The sequence below is a fragment of the Streptomyces sp. NBC_01717 genome (genome assembly GCF_036248255.1).
Classification (GTDB): Bacteria; Actinomycetota; Actinomycetes; order Streptomycetales; family Streptomycetaceae; genus Streptomyces.
In genome coordinates, this window is record NZ_CP109179.1 from 384,139 (window position 1) to 403,565 (window position 19,427).

Below are 19,427 nucleotides of genomic sequence, written 5' to 3' on the forward strand. Positions count from 1 at the left end.
GGGTACGCCGTCGCGCCCCGCACCGCGCTGCCCTTGCGCGGGCAGCACACCACCCTGCGTGACACCCGCAACCGGCTCCACCACAATCCGCGGGACCGTGCTCTCCACAGACGGCCTGACCACACCCGGCACGGACTGCCAGCCCGGTCGACCACCACTCGTACCCATCACCCCTGCGCCAGTGACGGCCGCGGGACGGGCCGGGGCGCCGACAGTCCCGGAGTCCCCGCTGATCGTGGCCGTCCGGGTGCCGGAGATCGTGGCAGCAGAAGAGGCGGGTGTGACGGACGACGTCGGCATCCCCGTCGGTGTCGAGGCAGTACTCGTGGTCGCGGTGCCGGACGTGCTGTCCTGCCAGACCCCGGTGCCCGTCGCGGATCCGGTTGCGGTCGGAGCGGGGACGAAGGGGGCACCCTGCACAGGAGCGGTCGGCACGGTCGGCGACGGAGCCGAAGCGATGACCTCGCTGTCACCCGCAGGGATCTGACCCGCAACGGCCGACACGCCCGCAGCGGAGACGGCGGGGCGCACCGGGCCGGTCGGGCCGCTGAGCGCCGGCATGGATTCGACCTCGCCCGCGCCACCGTCTTCCCGCTCCTGGGACACCTCCGTGTCCGCGACCGCGTCAACGCCTTGGCTGTCCTGCCGGCTTATCCGCGGTTCGCTGGTCTGGTGACCCGGCGCGGAGATCGAGCTGCCGGCGCGAGACGAATGAGCAGAACCAGCGCCTGCCGAAGTGCCAGACGTTTCGTCCTGGCCGGCTCCGTGCGCTGTCTCCAACACGAGCCCGGTCTCGTCCTGCGACTGCACACCCTCGACCGTGCCGTCCTCGGCCCGAGCCCCGCTCCCCGACGCCGGACCACGCACCTCCCCGCCGGCCCCCGAGGAACCCGCACCGCGCACCTGCGCACCGGCCCCGGCAGAACCCTCCAAACCCGCCCCGCCCCGCCCCGCCCGCAGCTCACCGCCCGCCTCCCCAGCCTCGGGCAAGCCAGACCTGCTGAACACCCCGGTCGCACCAACAGCCCCATCGGCCCTCACCCCAGGCGCTCCCGCACCCTTCACAAGCCCCAAACCGGTATCCCTACCGGTGTCCGTACCGGTGTCCATACCGGTGTCCGAGACGGACACGGAGTCGTCCTCGACATCGGTGAACGACGACGCATCGCTGACATCGCTGAAAACCGACGCCCCGTCACTGAAATCACTGACCTCACTCAGGTCACTGACACCGCTCAGGTCACTGACACCGCTCAGGTCGCTGACAACGCTGAGGTTGCCGGGGAACCGTGGAGCATCCGTCAAGTCAGGGACGTCCGCACCCGGCAGGGATCCCGAAGCAGCAACCACATCGAGTCCGACCTCCGCACCCGGAACTCCGGGGCCGTTCGGCGGAAGCAGGAGCGGGGGCAGAGAGGACAATGTAACGGCAGGCCGCACCATATCCGGCACGCCAAGACCGACACGTCCCTCAACGCCGAGCGCTTCCGGCGGCACCGTGAACCGCGCGCCCTCCCAGTCCCCGACCGCCAACGGGTGAGCGCTGTTGACCCGCACCGCATCCGCCGAGTCCAGCACACCCGGCTTGTCGACGAAAGAGTTGTCGTTCAGCGAAGGCCTCAGGAAAAACTGGTGATGCAGCCCCAGACCCGCCGCACCCACCACAATCTCCGCGCTGGTCGTCAACGCACCACTGACACCAGCCATCCAAAAATCTCGCCAACTGAGCCCGGCCTTCCCGTCAAATACCAGGTTTTGAAGCCCCATGGCAAACATCTCAGCCTGACCCTCGTTCACAAAAGCGAACGGAACCTCCGAGCCCTCTTTCAGCCAGTGGTTGTCCTTGAAATGCTTCGTGACAAACTTCCCGTACACCTCGGCCAACGCACCGCCGAACAACCCGGCGAAGAACCCCACGAACGCCGACCTGCCGACGTCGACCCAGTCGAAGCCCTTCCGCTGCCGATCCGGATTATCCGGCACCGTCATCGACAAGAACTGCGCGAAGAACGACGTGAACGCCTCCTCAAGCGCCTCCAGCACAGCCGTGAACGGCGTCGGCACAGCACGCCCCATCCGCTGCATGATCAAAATGATCTGCAAAGCAGTGCGCGCCCGCACCGCCATCGCCTCAAGCAGCGACGTCCCACCCGTGAACACCGACAACAACGCGATCAACGCCAACTCAAGATTCATGAAAGAGAACTCGATCAGAATCTCGTACTTGGCCTCGGCCAGCTTCCGCGAACGATCGACCTGCCGATCGCCCGTCTTCTCCAGCTCATCCGACATCCGGTACAGATAATTCACACCGTGGTCGTCGACGAACAGCTTCATCGCCCCGACGAACTGCTCCGCCACCGCCGGCGGCATCGAAATCCCCACCTGCGAGATCGCACCCTGCATCGCAGTCGACAACCCCCGCAGGTCATCCGCCAGCTTCTGATACGGCAACCGGCTGTCATAGCCCAGGTCCTCATTACCCGACGCCACACTGGCGCCCACCCAAACCTCAAGAAACCGCCTGAGGCTCGGAGAGAACTCAATCGCCATAACCGTCTTTCCCTAACAAAGGACCTGCTGCTGAAATCAACTCAACCCGCGCGCCAGGAGTACAGGCGGCGAGGCGTCGCTGCCCGGTTTCTCCCGGCCCAAGTTCTCCGGTGGCGGCACGGATCGCCCGGACGTTGAACCCCTGCCGACAGCCATGCCCCGCCACCACGTCATCGAGGGCCCGCCCCACCGTCCGCAAGCTTCCTTGAAGTGACCTCATCGCACCCGCCCAATTCCCAGTCAGCATGAGCGTTCGGCGGCTTTATGAAGGAGACCCTGCATGCGTGCTCGCCTCGGGTGCGTAGCCGGCAGCGAAATCCGGCACAGACACGACAACGCAGGCACCGCACAGCCTTGCCCGCTCGCCATGCCCCACCCCATGCGGACACAGAACCGCGCTGAGTGAACACTACGACCCCCGTGCCCACTTCCCAGCTTCTGCGACGCCAATTCCACCCCCCGCAGCTACCAGGACCATTCCTGGCCATGTCGGCGCCCTCTCCTCCTGTAAAGGCAACGCCCGCTCAGCACATGGGACACGGTCCGAGCACAGCGAATCAATAAATTTATGCCCGCTAGGGCAGAACCTTTTCCCCTTAGGGCAGGCTTCCCGTTCCTCTGCGTTCCTCTGGGTTTCTGAGTGAGACGCTGAGTAAGCGTTCGAGGTTCCAGAAGTACGGTCGCTTCGGTAGCTGATCTCGAGTATCAACTAGGTTGAACTGCAAGCTCTCCACAACGTATAGGAGGGTGACGCCCGGGTTCGCGACAGCGACCCTTCCGATATGGTCTGAAACCAAGTTCGCTATCTTCGCCGAGAGTTAGTCGATGATGCGCTTCGGTCGCTCATAGGGGGATGCAGATGCCTGTTGAGCTGCGCTTTTCTCGCGGAGATTCCAGGTGCTCTGCATTGGATTCATCAGTAGCTGAGATACCGCTGGCCACAGCTCATTGGTACGCCGGCAGTGGGTGGCCGGTGCACCCACTTACGCCTGGACGCAGGACGCCCCCGCGCAACTGCATCGGCTATCGCGGATCCGAGCACACCCATGGGAACTGCACCTGTCTCCGCGTCGGTCGCCGGTGCCACAGCTTCCACGCCGCACTTGGCCGGCGGCGTATCAGTCGATGGTGGGGTCACTGTTGTCAGTTCGGAGGCCGTGTTGCAGGTGGTCCGGCGAACTTGGCAGTTGTCGATCTCGATGCGCGTCGCGCTTGTCAAGCCGTCCTGGTTGCAGGTGCTGGACGCGATCTCAGCTGTCGGGTGCTGGCCTCTGTTCTCGCATCAGTTGAAGCCTGCGGATGGATTTCGGAGGGAGCAGGGTTCTCCCGGGTCCTCAACCGTGCCGCCTACGCCCTGGGCGGACTAGTTGTCGCACGACGTCTGATGGAGGATGAGGCTTGGAGTGATCTGCTGTCGGCTGCTGTTGGCGCGAGGCCAGGTCAAGGCCGAGGGATCGAACAATTCATCCGCAGCGGCCTCGCTTCCGCTCTGCAAAGGCCCCTTCACTCGGGGAGCCACCCATGAGTTCATCGAGTGACGAAGGTCTTCTCTTTGACTTCGCCCCTCACGCCGTCGCGGCCCGGGTCCGACGCCAGGTTGCGATCCCGGCTACGACTCGAAGCAATGCGTTTTCCGCTGTAGCGGGGGCGGCGACTGCAGGTGGATTGTTGCCCGACACGCTCACCGACCGAGGCAATGCCAAGCTGTTCGTCAATCTCTATGCCAACGACTACAGGCACGTACCGGGCATAGGATGGTATCGGTGGAATGGAACTCGTTGGCAAGTTGACGAGGACGACACTGTTCTTTGGGCGGCAGGTGACCTGGCGGAAAACATCGCGTCATACGACTCCCGTGGCTATTTCACCAGCCAGGCCCTGCAGCAGCATCGGCGACGTGCTCTGTCGACTACCGGCATAAATGCCATGCTTACCCAGGCTAAGTCTGCCCCGGGTATGGTTCTCAATGCCGCTTGCCTAGACGCCGACCCATACGCTCTCTGTACGCCTGACGGCGTGGTGGACGTGCGTACGGGCCTGGTCAAGAAGCCAGATCCGAACGAGGATTTCCATTCTCGTTCTACCAGCGTTGGCCCCCGATGCATGCTTACGCCCCGTTGGAACCGTTTCCTCACGGATACTTTCGGCGATGACGCCGAGGGTCAGGAAATGATCGACTTCTTGCAGTTGTTGCTTGGATATTCCGTCACAGGTGATGTTGGCGGGCAGGTTCTTCCTTTCCTATTCGGTTCCGGTAAGAATGGCAAATCCGTCTTGCTGGATGTGCTTATGAAGCTTCTTGGTGACTACGCCGATGCGGCCCCGTCTGGGTTTCTGATGACCCGTCCCTATGAAGGCCATCCCACCGACCTTGCCGAGTTGCATGGAAGACGCGTCATTGTTTGCTCTGAGGTCAAGCCGGATGACAAGTTTGATGAAGCCCGCGTCAAACTGCTGACAGGTGGTGATCGGATTAAGGCCCGTCGGATGCGGCAGGATTTCTTCAGCTTTCAACCCACCCATAAACTCTGGCTGCTAGGCAACCACCGCCCTGAAGTGGGCAGTGGCGGCTTCGCATTCTGGCGCCGGATGCGTTTGATCCCCTTCGAACGGGTCGTGTCTGATGACCGCAAGATCGATAATCTGGCCGACATGCTGGTTACGGAGGAAGGTCCGGGAATTCTCGGCTGGCTGATCAAAGGCGCTCGTCGCTACCTTTCCGGCGAGAAGGACCTCACAGGTCCCGAGCGCGTACGCATCGCCACTACAGCTTATGCGGAAACCGAAGACCACACCGGCCGGTTCTATGAGGAGTGTTGCATTCTCGGTTCCTCTCTCCGAGCTGAGCAGACCGCGCTATATGCCGCGTACAAGACGTGGTGTCAGCATGAGGGTGCACCAATGATGTCCTCAAGAGCATTCGCCGCCCGCACTCGCGAGCTCATTGGTTTGGCGTCGCCGAAGGAGATGGTCCTGTCGAATCAGCGTAAGCACTACACGGGTATCGGATTGGTCCTCGACGAGGAGAGAGAGGCCACCGCATGAGCTCCCTGATCGCCGAAGAAGAAATTAGTTGCGAAATTGGCATCGTATGGTTGGAAGATGTCAAAAATCTTGACTACGTCCGCCAGAGTTTGGATCGACTGCCGAACCGTGGGAGCAAGCCCGCCTATCACCGCAACGGCCGTATGGTCGGCTATGCCCTCCTCGGTTCTGCCGCCAAACCGTCCCGTTCATCTGGCACTTTTCGCCGTCGGGTCTTCTGGCTGCTACCGCATGACCGTGACAGCGCACCGCATGGCCTGTATGCCAAGGGCGCGCCCGCCGAGGCGGTCGACCCACGCACGTTGGCAGCAGGGTTTAAGGGATACAAGACGGAACGCTCAGAGGGCGGCCCGCCGTCAACGGCCATGTGTGAACTCGGAATTACACTGCCTTTGTGAAGCCTCTGTCGCACTTTCGGTGGTGACGGTGTGGGAGGCTATGTCAAGAGGATGCGGTGACGGAGGAGACTGAGGCCTGCCCTGCCGTACATTTATCCATCTGGTCTTAGTGTTGACGCCCTCGGTTGGGCAATTGCTGTAGGGGGAGGTTGGGTCCGACGACGGCGGCGTGGTCCCCGTCGAGGCCGCTAGGAAGGGTGCCCAGTTCGCAGGCTGGCCTCGGATACCTGGTTGATCCAGGAGTCGAGATCCATGCCGCGTCAGTGGGCCAGGAGGCGGGCGAAGCCGCGCGTTTGGCCGATGTGGTCACCTCGGGGCAGGTGACGAGGAGGCGTCGAGGTGGGCACGGGCCTTGCCGGTCAGGCTCCCGGGACGATTCGTGATCCCCGACGCGAGGCGGCGATCTCGGGTACGCGGGCTGCCTCAACCGGGGAGGTCGCGAACCGGTCGCCTTCCAGACGGCCCTGATTGATGCACTTGTAGGTCGCCACGTCAAGACTCGCCGCAGAACTCCCGGTCCGCTGCAGCTACCGCCAAGGTCGCAGTACCGCTGAGGACCGGACGGGTGGTCCGTGGGAGGGTGGGGAGCACTCATTCAGAGTGCTCGTCCAGACGCGGAGTGGTGCCGAGGAGCTCGCCCATCCTGCGCGCCAGGTCCCTCATCTGATGACCGAGCAGGCCCTGGTCGAGCCCTTCCTTGGCGAGGACTCCGAGGTATGTCTCCACACCTGCTCGCACCACGAAGAGATGACCACCGTCCACCTCGATCATCGCGAGGCGCAACTGCCCCGCGCATCTGGGGAACTGTTTGACCACGGGCTGGGCCAGCGCCTGCAGGCCCGCGACCACGGCGGCGAACCGGTCCACGTCGTCGGGGTCCTCGGCACCATAGGAAGTGATCGCCTTGCCGTCGCTGGAAGCCACGAGGGCGAAGCGGATCTCCTTGATGCTCTCCGTCAGATCGCGGAGCGCCCAGCTCACATCGGTTCCCTGTTGCGTCATGGGACTAGTCGCTCTCTTCAGTGCGGTGCTCGTTGAACTCGCGTACGGCAGTCGTCTCGCCGTCCGTGGCCGGGTCGCGGTCCGTGGTCGTCTCACGCGGCGGGCCGCTTGCCCGTCCGGCCGTGGCAAAGGCGGCCAAGCCGGTGAAGGACGCGTCGGGCGGCGCGACGGCCACGCTCTCCTTGCTGCGGTGAGCAACGCTGAGCTGCGATCCCACAAGGTCGTTCCGTATGCTGCGGCGCCACGGCAGGCCGCCGGGCGTGGTATCCATGGCTTCAATGCTCTCCACGAGTACGGACATGACCGGCTCGCGGACAGTCGCAGACTCCACTGCGGCTGTCGGGGCCGCCGCGATGACGGCGGCGGGTAAGGGGCTGAAGTGTTTATGAGGAACTACCACGACCACTGAGGTGCCGAGCCAGGGCGAGTCCGCGAAGGTGACCTGGATGTCGTAACGACGTGCCAGGGCCCCCACTACTCGCAGACCCAAATTGGCGTCCTCCGAGATACCACCGAGGCCCGGGCCCTTCGAAGTACCCGCGAGGGACTGCTCCGCCTCGCGCTTCTTCTCGTTCAGGCCCTTGCCTGCATCCTGGATCTCGATGCCGATGCCGTTGGGGACCTCTTTGCCGGAGACGACCACGGCCTCGGTGGGCGGAGAGTAACGCGCCGCGTTGTCCAGGAGGTGAGCGAATATCAGTGTGAGGTGGTCCACCAGTCCGCCGTCGACGCCGAGTTCAGGCAGGTGGCGGACCTGGACACGGTCGAAGTCCTTGATCCGGCCGATGCCGCCACGCACCACACTGAGTAGTCGCTGCGGCTCCTGCCACTGGCGTCCGGGCCGGTTCGAACCGCCGAATACGCCGATGCTGGCAGCGAGACAGTCGGCAGGGCCGATCTCCTGGTCCAGCTCCATGAGGCCCTGGGCCACAGCGGGCAGCCGCCCGTGTTTGCCCTGCATCTCGTGCAGCCGTCCGCGTAGTTTGCTGGTAAGCACATGGATCCGGCTGCCGATGCTGACCACGGCCTGCTCGGCCGATGTGGAGCGGTCGAACTCCTCTTCCACGCCTATCAATGCGGTTCGCAGGACCTTGCGCAGGGATGCGCGCAGCTCCGGGCCGGCATCTGTCTCCTGGCCGACTTCCAGAAGGATGTCGTCGATGGCCTCGCCGTCCCGCAGCCGTTCGAGCGCCTCGGGGAGGTAGGTGTCGCCAAGCCTGACGACGACTGCCTGCTGACGTTTGAGTTGCTCGTGTGCCGCGTGGGACTGTGCGGTCATGCTGTTCTCGTAGGCCCGCGTCTGCTTCGAGAGTCGATCCTCAAAGCTCCTGGCCTGTTTGTTCAGTTGTGCGTCCAGGCCCGATCGCTCGGCCGTGAAGTTTCGTTCCAGCTCCGCCACATGCTGCTGCCATTGCTGGGAGTGCTCAGCCTGTGAAATGCGGAAGTCGCCTTTTGCTCGGCGTAGTTGGGACTGGGTGTGGACGAGGAGCTGTACGGATACTGCGCTGGCCGCCGTGGCCGTGGCACCGACGAACGTCGCGGCTATCTGGACCTGGTCGGGTCCCGCGACCGCAGTGGCGACGGTTCCTACTGCTAGGGCGAGCGGCATCAGCCACCAGCTGTACCAGGCGCCCGGTGCCCGCGCCGCCGGGGGCGGAGGGGCTGGTTCCATCTGCATCCTTCGAAAGCAATACGATCGAACAGGGGGGTGTGTGCAGGCGCTGTGCGCATCGAGCACACACAGCTTGAGATGACCGAGGATGTTCGCGTCAACTCGAAGTATCGCAGGGGAGCCTAACGGGTTTGAGATCAAAATGGATCAACCCCCTCCACATACCAGTTCGTTTTGAGTCACGCTCCGAGTAGATCAACGTAGTGCGCCTACTGGCCTTACTGGGAGGCGCACGCCGTTCCTGCTAGGTTCCAGCCAAGTTCCAAGCTATGGCAGGGGCAAACACCCCTCAACGATCTCCGGCCGCACATATACGTCGACCCCAGCCGACAGCCTCGGATGCAGTAGATGAGTTGCATCCCGTGCTCGACCTGACGGGCTGAACCCGGTGGGCAACCACGGCAATTGCTACAACCGGGTGACTCCTCCGTGCCTTAAAGGGGCGGCCCTTTCGGGCAGTCCGGGCCACCAAATGAGCGCAAGACCGATTCGGAGCGGTTGCCGGCCATCACCCGGGCCGGCCAGCAAACTCGGGCCCGGGAACGGCCCCTCGACGTCGTAGGCTCCTCGCTCGAACCGGCAGCCATACCAAGGTTACCGAGCACCGCCTTCGGCTATCGGGACTCGGCCAGCCTGAACCGGTATTCGCACAGGAGCACGAGATCGGTCAGCTCGTCGATGTCCGCGGCTTGAGCCGCGGCGACGGTGACCTCCCACGTGTCTGTTTCGGAGTCTCGGACCTGCAGCGAGAGGGGGCTGTCCGGCTGGAATTCGGTAAGAGCCGGGTGGACCGCCTGTCCTGACGTTCGGAGGACCAGCGGTGAGGCGAGCGGCTGCCCGGACGATGTGTCGGTGAACGTGATCCGCATGTCCTGGATTCCAGCGCCGTCCCCGGGTGACAGCAGGCTCAGCTTGGTGACGGTCACATCGCCCCGGGTGGTGAAGTACGGGAAGCGCTGCTTAGAGATGTTGACGGTGAGCTTGCGGTCCACGTCCGCGGGTGTCCGGAGGAAGCGATGCCATGCGTCGGGGAACTCGTGCCGCAGGCTGACCATACGCTTCAGTGCGGCGGGCGCGTCCGGGGCGGCACCCTCGCCCGAGAAGGTCTTCTTGAGTTCGCCAACGGCCTTGCTGCGCTGCATGGCGCCCGCATCGCGGGCCGTGTAGTGCAGGTGCAGGACCAGGTCGGAGATGGTGTCGTAGTCGAACTGTCGGAACTCGTCGGGTAGTGCGAAGCGCCAGCGCGAGATGGCACCGGCGCCTTCGAAGGGCAGATAGCGCTCGTCGCGGAAACTCAGCTCGAACATGCCGCTGTCGCTCTGGGCCCCGCTCGTCGCGATCGACTGCAGTGGAACGTAATCACGGAGGAAGCGCGGGTCTTGGGTCTGCTCCGCGTACCCACCGGCTTCTCCGCCTGCCGCGCCAGCTCCGTCCGACACGAGGGATTTGACCCTTACGCGGTTGTTCAGCAGCGTGAGGGTGCCAGTGACGCCGGTGTAGGGGCCGACGACGCACGGCACGCTCACGCCGACGGATTTGATCCGGCGGAAGTAGTGACCGGGGAAGTCCAGGTCGAACAGTGTCTCGGGGACCTCGAATTCGCAAACGCCGGTGGCCCGCAACCGGAGGAGCGACTCAGGGTCGAGCTGGAGCAGCGAGATGTGCCGGGTGATCTCGTACTCCCGACGGTTCCGCTCTTGATAGGCGCGATCCATCTGGCGCAGGGCGAGGCCGAGCCGCTCACCGGCGAGCAGCCCCTTGTGCAGGCTGTCCCATGAGCCGGTCCCGATGACGAATGACGTTTCGGGTGTGGAGTCGGGGATGCCCAATTCGAAGCGGTAGCTACGTTCGGCTTGTTTGGCCAGGTCCTGCGCCAGCTGGAAAGCGCGGAAGAAGAGACTTCCGGTCTCGCGTTCCATCCAGCCGTACAGCTCCTGGTTGGTGTACTTCTCCCTTAGGAACCTCTCCACTTCGGCGGCCTGCTCGATCTGCGTGCCGTGGCTGGTGCGGTCTGCATCGTTGAGCGCCCTGCGGATCTGAGCGGTGATCATCTCCCGGTCGATCTGAGCGATCTGCATCACGGCCGAGTTGCGCTGGAAGGCATGGTCCTGCTCGCGCCAGACCACGCCGGCCAGCTTCTGCGCCAGGGACGACCGGAAAGAGTGCCATTTGCCCACGGCTTCGAGCACTTTCGCCACTGCGCTGGCCCCTGCACCCAGCGCCATTCCGCCGAACGCGGCGCCTCCGCCGATACCCAGAGGCTTGAGCGCAAGTTCGAACTGCGGGATGAGATGGAAGAGGGGTGCGATCCCTTCGGCCACCGCACCCGCCATGGTGTGCGTGGTTGCAAGGAACGACTGGAACAGCTCGTCCTGCTCGTATGTGAGGATCTTGGAGCCGCTTTGGGTGGAGGCCACCTCGATGTCACCTGTCGCGCCTCCGATTGCGGCCCCGGCAGCGGCACCCGTAGGTCCGGCGATGAGGCTGCCCGCAGCCGCTCCGACCGCTGCGCCACTCACGATGATCTTGCCACCGTCGGTGAGTTCGAACCGGCCGGTCGGCGCGTAGAGCGGGGTGATGCCGACACCGGGGCGTGCCTGTGGCGACTCGGGGGCGTTCGGTTCCTCGGGCACGGAGGGGGCCTGTTCACCCAGCAGGCGGCCGTAGTGGAAGAGCTGGTGGATGGCCGCATCCCGGGAGGCGCGCAGGGCCGCCACGGTCGCGTCCGCCTCGGCGATCTGCCAGTCCTTGACCATGGTGACGGATTGGAGCAAGGCGCTTTCGTGCTGGGCTCGCACGGCGGCGAGTGCTTCGCCGTCCTTCTTCTCAAGCGCGGCCAAGAGCGCGGCGCCGAACGCGCGGACCTCGTTGCAGATCTCCAGCGCGTTCTGCAGAGCGACCTGGAAACGGTAGCGGGGCAGCGGGGCACCGACATCGGCTACGGCATCGGCGACGTCGATTCCGGCGGCAGCAGCCCGAACCAACAATGCTGGGTCGATCGGTGGTTCGAACAGCGGGAGTTGACGGACCCCACCTTCGATGTTCATGCAGTGTCGGATCTTGAACAGCCGGTCGTCGACGAGATCCCAGTAGCCGAGCAGCTTGTCGTTCTGCGGGATGCAGAAGTACGGCGCAGTGCCCGTACCCAGCAAAACTGACATCCCGGCCGAGGACGGAGCCGGACCTAGCATCGATGCGAACGGCAATCTGTTCTCCAGCTCGGCCAGCGCGTTTCCCGCCTCGTCGAGCCGTGGCCGCAGCTGGAAGAAGCTCTGCGGTTCGGTCCGCCCGCTCCGTGTGATGCGTTCGGGACGCGTGCCCAGGAGCCGGGCGGCCAGGACATAGAGCTGGGTTGCCTCGTTGACGGACTCGATGGTGTCGCGGCTGTAGAGTTGGTCGCCCCAGGAGATCAGATTGTCGAGATATTTCATGACCACGAACTTCTGATACGCGGCGTGACGCATACGGGCAATGCGGTGCGGCTGGAAAGGGTGCTCCGCCAGGATCTCAAGCTGGTCGACCACCTCCTGCTCTTCCGGAGTGTTGGCCTGACCGGGCGTGACCTTGGCGAACAGATCCGCCAACGACTCGGACGTGGCGTCACGCAGTGGCTTCATTTTCCAGAACCGACCGGTGCCGGCCTGCGGTGAATTGTCCGTGGGGTCGAAGACGTAGTGGAACCAACGTTGAGCCTCGGCGAAGCGCTGGTGACGGCTCAACCGGGTGGCAAGCAGCACTGGTACGTGGAAGAACAGCTCCCAGTTGTAGATGGAGTAGGCGCCCCCGGGCGTGAAGTCCACTCCGTGCTGAGGGTACGGACCGGCGACGCGCTCACCCACCGGCTGGTAGGTCTGGGCGAATTCCGCGTCGTCGCCGAGCGACTGGCTTTCGAGGCTGAGCAACCCGGGCAGGCCCTGCCTCTGCAGTCGGTGCGCGAACGTGCTCATCTGGGGGTGGAAGAAGGTCACGAATCGGGCGTTCACGGTCGGGCGGGTGTCCGCTCGTGTGATGAGACCTCCGACCACCAGGTCGCTGATGTCGCGGGTCATGGCGTTCAGCATGGCATCCGCCACCTGTCGAGGGGCACGCCCCGTGCTCACCCCGCCAGCCATGTCCATCGCCTTGAAGCCACCGTTGAGCACTGTGGTGCGCAGGCCTGTCGTGGTTGCGGCCCGCTGGATCGCCGACGGCAGCAGGGTGTGCATCGCCGCCCGCCAAGGGGAGCCGTGGACGGAGAACTCGGGCGGGCGGGGAAGATTTAGTTGAGGGATACGGAACCCGGGGTCGATCAGCTGCGGCAAAGTCACTTCGGGTCGGGGTTCTGCCGGTGGCGCGGAGACGAGTTGGGGCCACACCGTCTCGTGGTCCTCGGAGAGGAGTACCAGGTAGCCGTGGTGGTCGTCCTGGTAGAACATCAGCGAGTCGAGGGGCGGAAGGTCGTGCTGTGCAGCTGGTGTCACCCAGTAGGAGGTCGGACACGTGCCGAGGATCGGCACGGGGGGATACATCCGCTTTTCCATGGACACCAGGCGGAGCGTGTCGCGGAACCACTGCCGCTGAAAGCGTCCGGTGCCGGCGCTCAAGGGCCGGCGCACGATGTCGAGGCTCTGGACGAAGGTGGGGGCAGCGGTTGGGTCCGGGAACACGACCTCGAATGCGTGGGTGTCGAAGGGGTACACCCAGGTGTCGACTGTGCGCATCAGCATGTCGATATGGAGGGAGTCATTCTCGATGCGGGACCGCAGGAGAATTCGCATCGGATCGCCTGCGGCGTCGTCCAGGGTGAATTCGCGCCGTCTGCCCTTGCCCAGGGCCCTGACCGGTCGAGTGGCTGGCGTGCTCGGCCACTCGGCGAGGTCGCTCGACACCTGTTTCGGTGTCCAGGTGCCGTGCTCGTAACGGCTCCAGGCGAGCTTGACCTCCCAGTATGAGACAGGCTCTTCCAGAGGCATACCGTCGGCCCTGGCTGTCGTCCCGACCGCCTGGCTCTTGCGGTTCTTCTTCACGAACTGCGGCCAGAACAAGTGGAGCTTGCCGCGCCAGACGACCGGCAGCAGATGCACGCCGCTTTGACTGTCGGTGTCCTCCTTCTCCACGCCTTGGATGTCTACGGGCACTGGCTCCCAAGGAGTCCATTCCTTGCCGCCGAGGAGACGTCGGTAGTAGTAGCCGCGAGGAACGCCGGTCCGCGTCCGCCCGAACACATGCAGGACGCTCGTGTCGTTTTCGTTCTGCATGTGGAAGCCGCACACTTCGAGGTTCGCCACAGCCTCGGCTTTGCGGAGGTATGCGAGCATCCCGCGCTCGACGGTGTCGGTGTTGACGTCCGCCTGCAGCAGCTCGGACTCCAGTTCGGCGAAGAACGGGCTTTTGTCGTCCCGCAGTTCCGGCTCGATCCAGTTCTCCGGGTAGAGGAAGATCTTCCGGTTGGCCTCCCAGACGCGGTAGCTCTTGCGCCACTGCCATTGTTCGCTGTCGATGGCGTCGGGCGTGGCGTCGCTCTCCAGGTTGAGCAGGCAACGCTGGACGAACAACTGGACTGATGAGATGGCCTGCTTGATGCGGGAGGTGAGCATGCATGCGCTCATCGCGACGTCGATCAGGAAGTGCTCGAAGAGCTCTTCCTGGGAGCGTGCTCCGATCAGCGTCGAGACGTGAGCGACGAGAGCGTCTCGTTGCCGCTCCCGCAGTGGGTCGTTGATCGCGCGGGTCACTTCCTGCCAACTGTCGTGGTCGTACTTCGCCTTGACGGCGTCCACGATCGCCTGCGCCTGCTGTTGCGAGTGCGGCTCGGACGATGATGTCGAGGGGTTTTGTGCTCCCCACGCCTTGAGAGTCGAGGGCAGGACGCCGACCTTGTGGGCGAGTTGTGCGACGTGCTCCAAGGTCAGGAGGGCACGCTCGTCCCGTAGGTCCTCCGGCGTCTTGCCGCAGGCCGCGAGCGCGTCCATCACCATCACATCGTCCCAATGGGTGGCTGCGATCAGCGCGGCCACACGCTGTGCCGCAGGTGCGGTGAGGACGTCCAGAAGCCGGACGGGGCCCGGGGTGAGCCGGTCCCGCAGCGCTGCATAGGCCGCCAGCCGCCCGAAGGCGGCGAAGCCCGAAGGGTCCGGAGAGGTAGCGAAGGCCCTGAGATCGAATCCGCCGAAGTCGTCGCCGTGCCGGGCGAAGTGGCGCAGCTCGTCGACCCCGAGTGAGAGGGTGCGCGCCAGCAGGGCGATCTTGTACAAGCGGGTGAGGGAGGTGAACAAGGCCGAGGAGGGCTCGGGAGGCCCGTCGGGAGCCACCGTCGCGACTTTCGGGAGGAAGTCCTGGACGGCTGGCTGCTCGCTGTTGTCGATGCCGCCCAGCACCTCGGTTTCCTCCAGCAGCACCCGAAGGACGTCGGCGTCCAGACCGAGGGCCTGTTGGAGGGTCTGCCGGACGCGGGATTGGCCGAGCACGTTGTGCAGCAAAGGCAGCAGGGCCTTGACCGCCGCCAAGCGCCGGGAGCGCCGTCTTTCCTCGTCCTCCTCCGTGTTGCCCAGGGTGACCGGTGGAGGGAAGACGGCACTGGCGGCGGCCTGAGCGAGCTCGCGTGAGGTGGGGTACCTTTCGGTGAACCGAGTGCGCATTTGCTGGAGTTGGCTGCCGTAGGGGATGTCGCCGTTCGCCGGTCGCCCTTCGATGAGCGACATCGCGAGCGGGAGCGTCGTGGGGTCGAGCAACATTGCCAGCTTCGTCTGCAACTGTTCTGTGGTGACTTCCGCGTTCGCGGTGTGCTCCCGCGTGACTTCCGCCCAGGCGGAGCGCAGCTCAGCGGCTGTCGCGGCGAGCTCCTGGCCGGTTGGCCCGATGGACTCCGGGCCGGGGGCCGGCTCACCGTACAGATAGTTCAACTGTGCGATGCTCAGACCGGACTGGCGGACCGAACCGACTAGCTCGCCGAAGTCCAGCGTGGCTTGCGGACCAGTGAACGGGTCGGTGCCGACCAGGCGCAGGAGGGTGATCAGGTCTGTGATGCTCAGGTCGTGCAGGCGGGCCAGAAGCACGTAGCGGTGCAGGACGGACAAGTTGCCGAGGCAGAGCCACCGGCGCTCGGGGCTGCTGTCGAGTTCCCCGCATCGTACGGCTTCGGCTGTGATCGACCGCAACTCGTCTTCGCTGACACGCAAGGCGGCGAGGATCGTCGGGACCTTGTCCTGAAGGCGCCGCCGATCCGTCTCTGGTTCGTCCATGGTGACCAGTTCGTCGCCCCCGGGGCGCAACTGGAAGTCGCCGTCGGTGGGATTCTGCACCGAACGGTTCTGGAACAGACGGTGGTACGGAGAGGTCGGCCCGCGGGTGTCCAGCGCTCCCCACAGGCTCAGCAGCGTCGGCAGGTCGGCATCGCTGGTCTGCCGGAGCCGTTTGAGCCGGGCAAGCTCCGTCAAGAGGTCCGGGGAGGCACCGTCCTCTGCAGCCCCGAACGCCAGCAGGGCGGTGTCCAGCTCCGGCATCGTCCAGCGGAGCTTGCGCCATAGCCGGAGGAAGACGGCAATTCTGCGCAGCTCGCCTCCGCCGAGGGCGGTGCCATCCAAGTTCTGCATCCGCATCCCGGCTGGGTCGCAGTCACGGCCCTGCTCGGAGTGCAGAACAATCAGCTCTGCCATCCGCTCCGGGGGGAATTCGGATTCGAGCCTCACTTTGAGCTGGGCCGGGGTCCTGTGCACACCGGCCAGCTTCGCGGTCAGCTGCGCGTCGGCGACGTATCCAGCGTCGATGAAGGCGCGCAGCTCCTTGCTGGTCACCTCGAACTCTCCGTGGACCGCCTCCAGGCGCTCGTAGAGCACCTGGGCGGGGCCGATGAATCGGCAGGTGAGAAGCTCCACCAGGTCGGCGAAGCGCAGCTGGGAGCGATCGAGGAAGCTTGGTACGTCAGTGCCTACTGCGGTGCCGCCCTCGGCCGATCCGAAGAGTTCGACCAATTCGACCCACCTGGGCGTGCCGGAGAAGTCGTGGCCAGTAATGATCTCGTGCTCGCGAGCTGAGATGCCCAGTGATTCGGCGAGCGATTCACGCCGCTTGGCTGCCTCTGTGCCGGCGTCGGCGTAGCTGCCCTCGAACGCGGCGAGCAGCTCGTGGCGGGCGACGCCCAGCTGTCCCAGGTAGGCCCGAGAGATCTCCAGTCCGCGGTCGAACGGCAGGGACGGCGGGTAGGTGGCCCTGGCGAGCTGCCTGTATGCCGATTCCTGCACGTTACGCGGCGAATCCCGCGGCTCCTGAGCCGTCTCGTCGGTGACGTCGTGGGCGGCGGAGGCGTCTGGAACACCCCCTGAGACCGCGTAGGTCTCCAACACCTCGTTGACCAGGTCGATGTAGGGCAGGGTTGTGTCCGTGTTCTCACAGGAGAGCTTGAGGTGCCCGAGATCAGGGCGCCGCGCCAGAAGGACTTCCAGTGGGGTCTTCGTCTGGTCGGCGGTGTGTTTCTTGTCGAGGAAGAGCAGCAGGTCCACGAAGTACGCTGCCGGACTGAGCCAGGACCGGCACTGCCCGCACTCGCACCCGCTCGCCGTCCCGAAGAGCTGCGCCCACGACGGCACCTCTTTCATTCCGCCGGACACGGAGTATGGGGTCACATCGGTGCCGAGCTGATGAACGTGGAGGGCCATCATCATGTTCGCCGCCGAGACCGCCGCCGCCCGGCGGTAGGTCAGAGCCGTCTCCGCCTCGCCACCCAGTGCCTGCCGGTGGTTGGCGACGAACCCCTCCAAGGTCATTTTGCGTGTGATGTCGAAGGAGGAGCTGAAACCGCTCCTGAGCAGGCCCTCGAGATTGCCCTCGCTGGTACTGATCCGAAACAGCCGCTGCACGCGGAGGACGTCACGGAGCGCAGCCTCGCGCTCCTCCTCGCTGCCGCCGATGTGGTCGGCGAAGTCCGTGATCCTGGACGTTGCCAGATTAAAGTCCTCACGGCTCAAGGCCACTTCCTTGAGGAACCTGGCCGCGTGCGTGGTGACTACCGAGTCCGCGCCCTCGTCGGCCAGTTCGCCGATCTTCCGCGCCACCGACACGGTGGGATAGGCGTTGCGCAACAGGCCGAGGACGCCGTCCGCGTAATGCCGGCGTCGTGCCGTGTCACTGTCGCCGGGCAGATCCGCCGGCACGGTGACCGCAGGGTCGCTCGCGAGCCCCCGGACGGTCTCCGGCTCGAGCGCGAACGCCAGCGCGCGCATCGACGTCGCACCAGTGGTGGTTTCCAACGCCCGCATCATCGGCACGTTGTCCCGGGTGAGTGAACCCAGCTGCGTCACGAAGCCGATCCGTTCCGCCTGGTCCTGGAGCCCTTCGTGACCGTGCAACGACTCGGTGAACTCGGCGTGGCTCCCCTCGAAGTCAGCGGCGAGTTGCAACAACTCCAGCTGCTGCCCCTCGTCCTGCACGGCGAGCGACAGAACCTCGCGCAGCGACGCGCGCTCGCCGCTGGTCGGTTGGTCCAGGACTTGAACGGGCGCGAGCCGGTGAATCGTCTGCACGGCCGCGGCGAGGAGCCCCTCCCCCAGCGCAGGAATGATGTTCTCACCCATCGCCCGGCGCAGGCCGGCGTCCAGCATTGCCAGACCGGCTGCCCCGAGGCCACGCAGGTCCACCAACCGCCCGGCGCGTGCCAGGCCGTAGAAGACAGCCGCCGGAACGGCTTCCGGCAGTTCCTTGGAGAGGCGGCAGGAGCCCGCGAACAGCTCCAGAACGTCGTCGTCCAGCCCGGTCTCGCGGGCCGCGAAGGTGATGTCGCGGTGGCCTTCTTCGTCCAGACGCGCCGCCGCCTCACACACTGCGGCCTCGCGGCCCGCATCGTCGGCGCCGGAGTCGGAGTCGGAGTCTGCCCGCCCCCTGGCCAGTACGTGGCTGGGCATCAATTGGGCAAGAGCCCGCCATACGCGTTCGTACTCGGACGGACCGCGCTCGGCCGTGGCGCCGTCGAGCATCAAGCGGAGCGTCTCCACCCTGCGGGCCGCAATACCGAGAATCGCCTCGTCGGCCGTCACCACGTGCTCCGCGGTGAGCATCTCACCGTCCGGAACGCGTACCACCGTGAACCGTTCCTGACGTTCGTTGTCGCACGTCACGGTGAAGACGAGGTCAGGGACAAGTTCGCCGCCGGTTGGAAGGTCACCTGACGCGAACTGCTCCGTCCCGTAACCGATCTCGAACCATCCGGCCTCGCCTGTCGTGGGATGCGGCCCGGTGACAGCCCGGCCCAGCAACTGCCCCCTGTCCTCCCCGTCCCGCCCGAAGAACAGGTCCCGGTCGAGCGCGACGACCAAGGCGCGGTCGACAGGACCTGAATCGCCCACCACCTGCCCGCGCACCACCCACTCCGGCGCCGTTTCCTCCCGGTACGCGTGCAACTGCGACAGCCTGCCACTCAAAGCCTCGGCCGTGGGCCTGTCGACCTCGCCCGAGACCTCAGGCAGCGCCGCTCGTTCCTGGAACAGCCTGACGAGTCCGCGGGTGGTGGGGCCATACTCCCCCCGCTCCTGCTGCAGTCCCTCCACCAGGCACCGATAGTCGTCGACGGTTACGCCGAACTCGCCTAGATCGAGGAGGAACTGCAGCCCATCCTGAAGGTTCGCGACATCGTCAGTGCTGCTGGCCCGCATGACCGGCGGGTCGATCGGGTGCATGAGGTTCTCCGAGTGGTGGCGAGGGGGCCCAGGACGGGAGCTTTCTGGCCTTGGCTTTACCGAGGTGTGGTTTTGAGTAGTTCCTTTGCCTCGTCGGTGATGTTCAGCGTC

At 65.0% G+C, this 19,427-nt stretch carries 8 protein-coding genes and 1 pseudogene; 5 read left to right on the forward strand and 4 right to left on the reverse strand.

What is annotated here, in order from left to right; translation table 11 throughout:
- Window positions 1–97 precede the first annotated feature (97 nt).
- The 5 genes from OHB49_RS43580 to OHB49_RS43600 all read left to right on the forward strand — a co-directional run bounded on the left by OHB49_RS43580 (window position 98) and on the right by OHB49_RS43600 (window position 5,996).
- Window positions 98–487: a hypothetical protein gene (locus OHB49_RS43580; RefSeq protein WP_329167131.1), complete on the forward strand. Its 390-nt coding sequence runs from the start codon at window positions 98–100 to the stop codon at window positions 485–487.
- Between the two features lie 1,049 nt (window positions 488–1,536).
- Window positions 1,537–2,691 (forward strand): hypothetical protein, encoded by a 1,155-nt coding sequence (locus OHB49_RS43585; RefSeq protein WP_329167132.1) that lies wholly within the window; start codon window positions 1,537–1,539, stop codon window positions 2,689–2,691.
- Window positions 2,692–3,412: 721 nt separating this feature from the next.
- Window positions 3,413–4,078, forward strand: a complete 666-nt coding sequence (locus OHB49_RS43590) for a bifunctional DNA primase/polymerase (RefSeq protein ID WP_329167133.1) — start codon at window positions 3,413–3,415, stop codon at window positions 4,076–4,078.
- Window positions 4,075–5,598, forward strand: a complete 1,524-nt coding sequence (locus OHB49_RS43595; RefSeq protein WP_329167134.1) for a DNA primase family protein — start codon at window positions 4,075–4,077, stop codon at window positions 5,596–5,598. Before OHB49_RS43590 ends, OHB49_RS43595 begins: the two co-directional genes overlap by 4 nt.
- Window positions 5,595–5,996, forward strand: coding sequence for a DUF6009 family protein (locus OHB49_RS43600; protein WP_329167136.1), 402 nt, complete (start codon window positions 5,595–5,597; stop codon window positions 5,994–5,996). Before OHB49_RS43595 ends, OHB49_RS43600 begins: the two co-directional genes overlap by 4 nt.
- 38 nt (window positions 5,997–6,034) lie before the next feature.
- Here OHB49_RS43600 and OHB49_RS46075 read toward each other — a convergent pair.
- The 4 genes and pseudogenes from OHB49_RS46075 to OHB49_RS43615 form a co-directional block, all read right to left on the reverse strand.
- Window positions 6,035–6,244 (reverse strand): annotated as a pseudogene (locus tag OHB49_RS46075) (ISL3 family transposase); the annotation flags it as partial.
- 343 nt (window positions 6,245–6,587) lie between these two features.
- Window positions 6,588–6,998 (reverse strand): roadblock/LC7 domain-containing protein, encoded by a 411-nt coding sequence (locus OHB49_RS43605; RefSeq protein WP_329167137.1) that lies wholly within the window; start codon window positions 6,996–6,998, stop codon window positions 6,588–6,590.
- 4 nt (window positions 6,999–7,002) lie between these two features.
- Window positions 7,003–8,670, reverse strand: coding sequence for an ATP-binding protein (locus OHB49_RS43610; RefSeq protein ID WP_329167139.1), 1,668 nt, complete (start codon window positions 8,668–8,670; stop codon window positions 7,003–7,005).
- Window positions 8,671–9,284: 614 nt separating this feature from the next.
- Entirely contained in the window at window positions 9,285–19,316 is a 10,032-nt protein-coding gene (locus OHB49_RS43615; protein WP_329167140.1) for a neuraminidase-like domain-containing protein, read from the reverse strand.
- Between the last annotated feature and the right edge of the window lie 111 nt (window positions 19,317–19,427).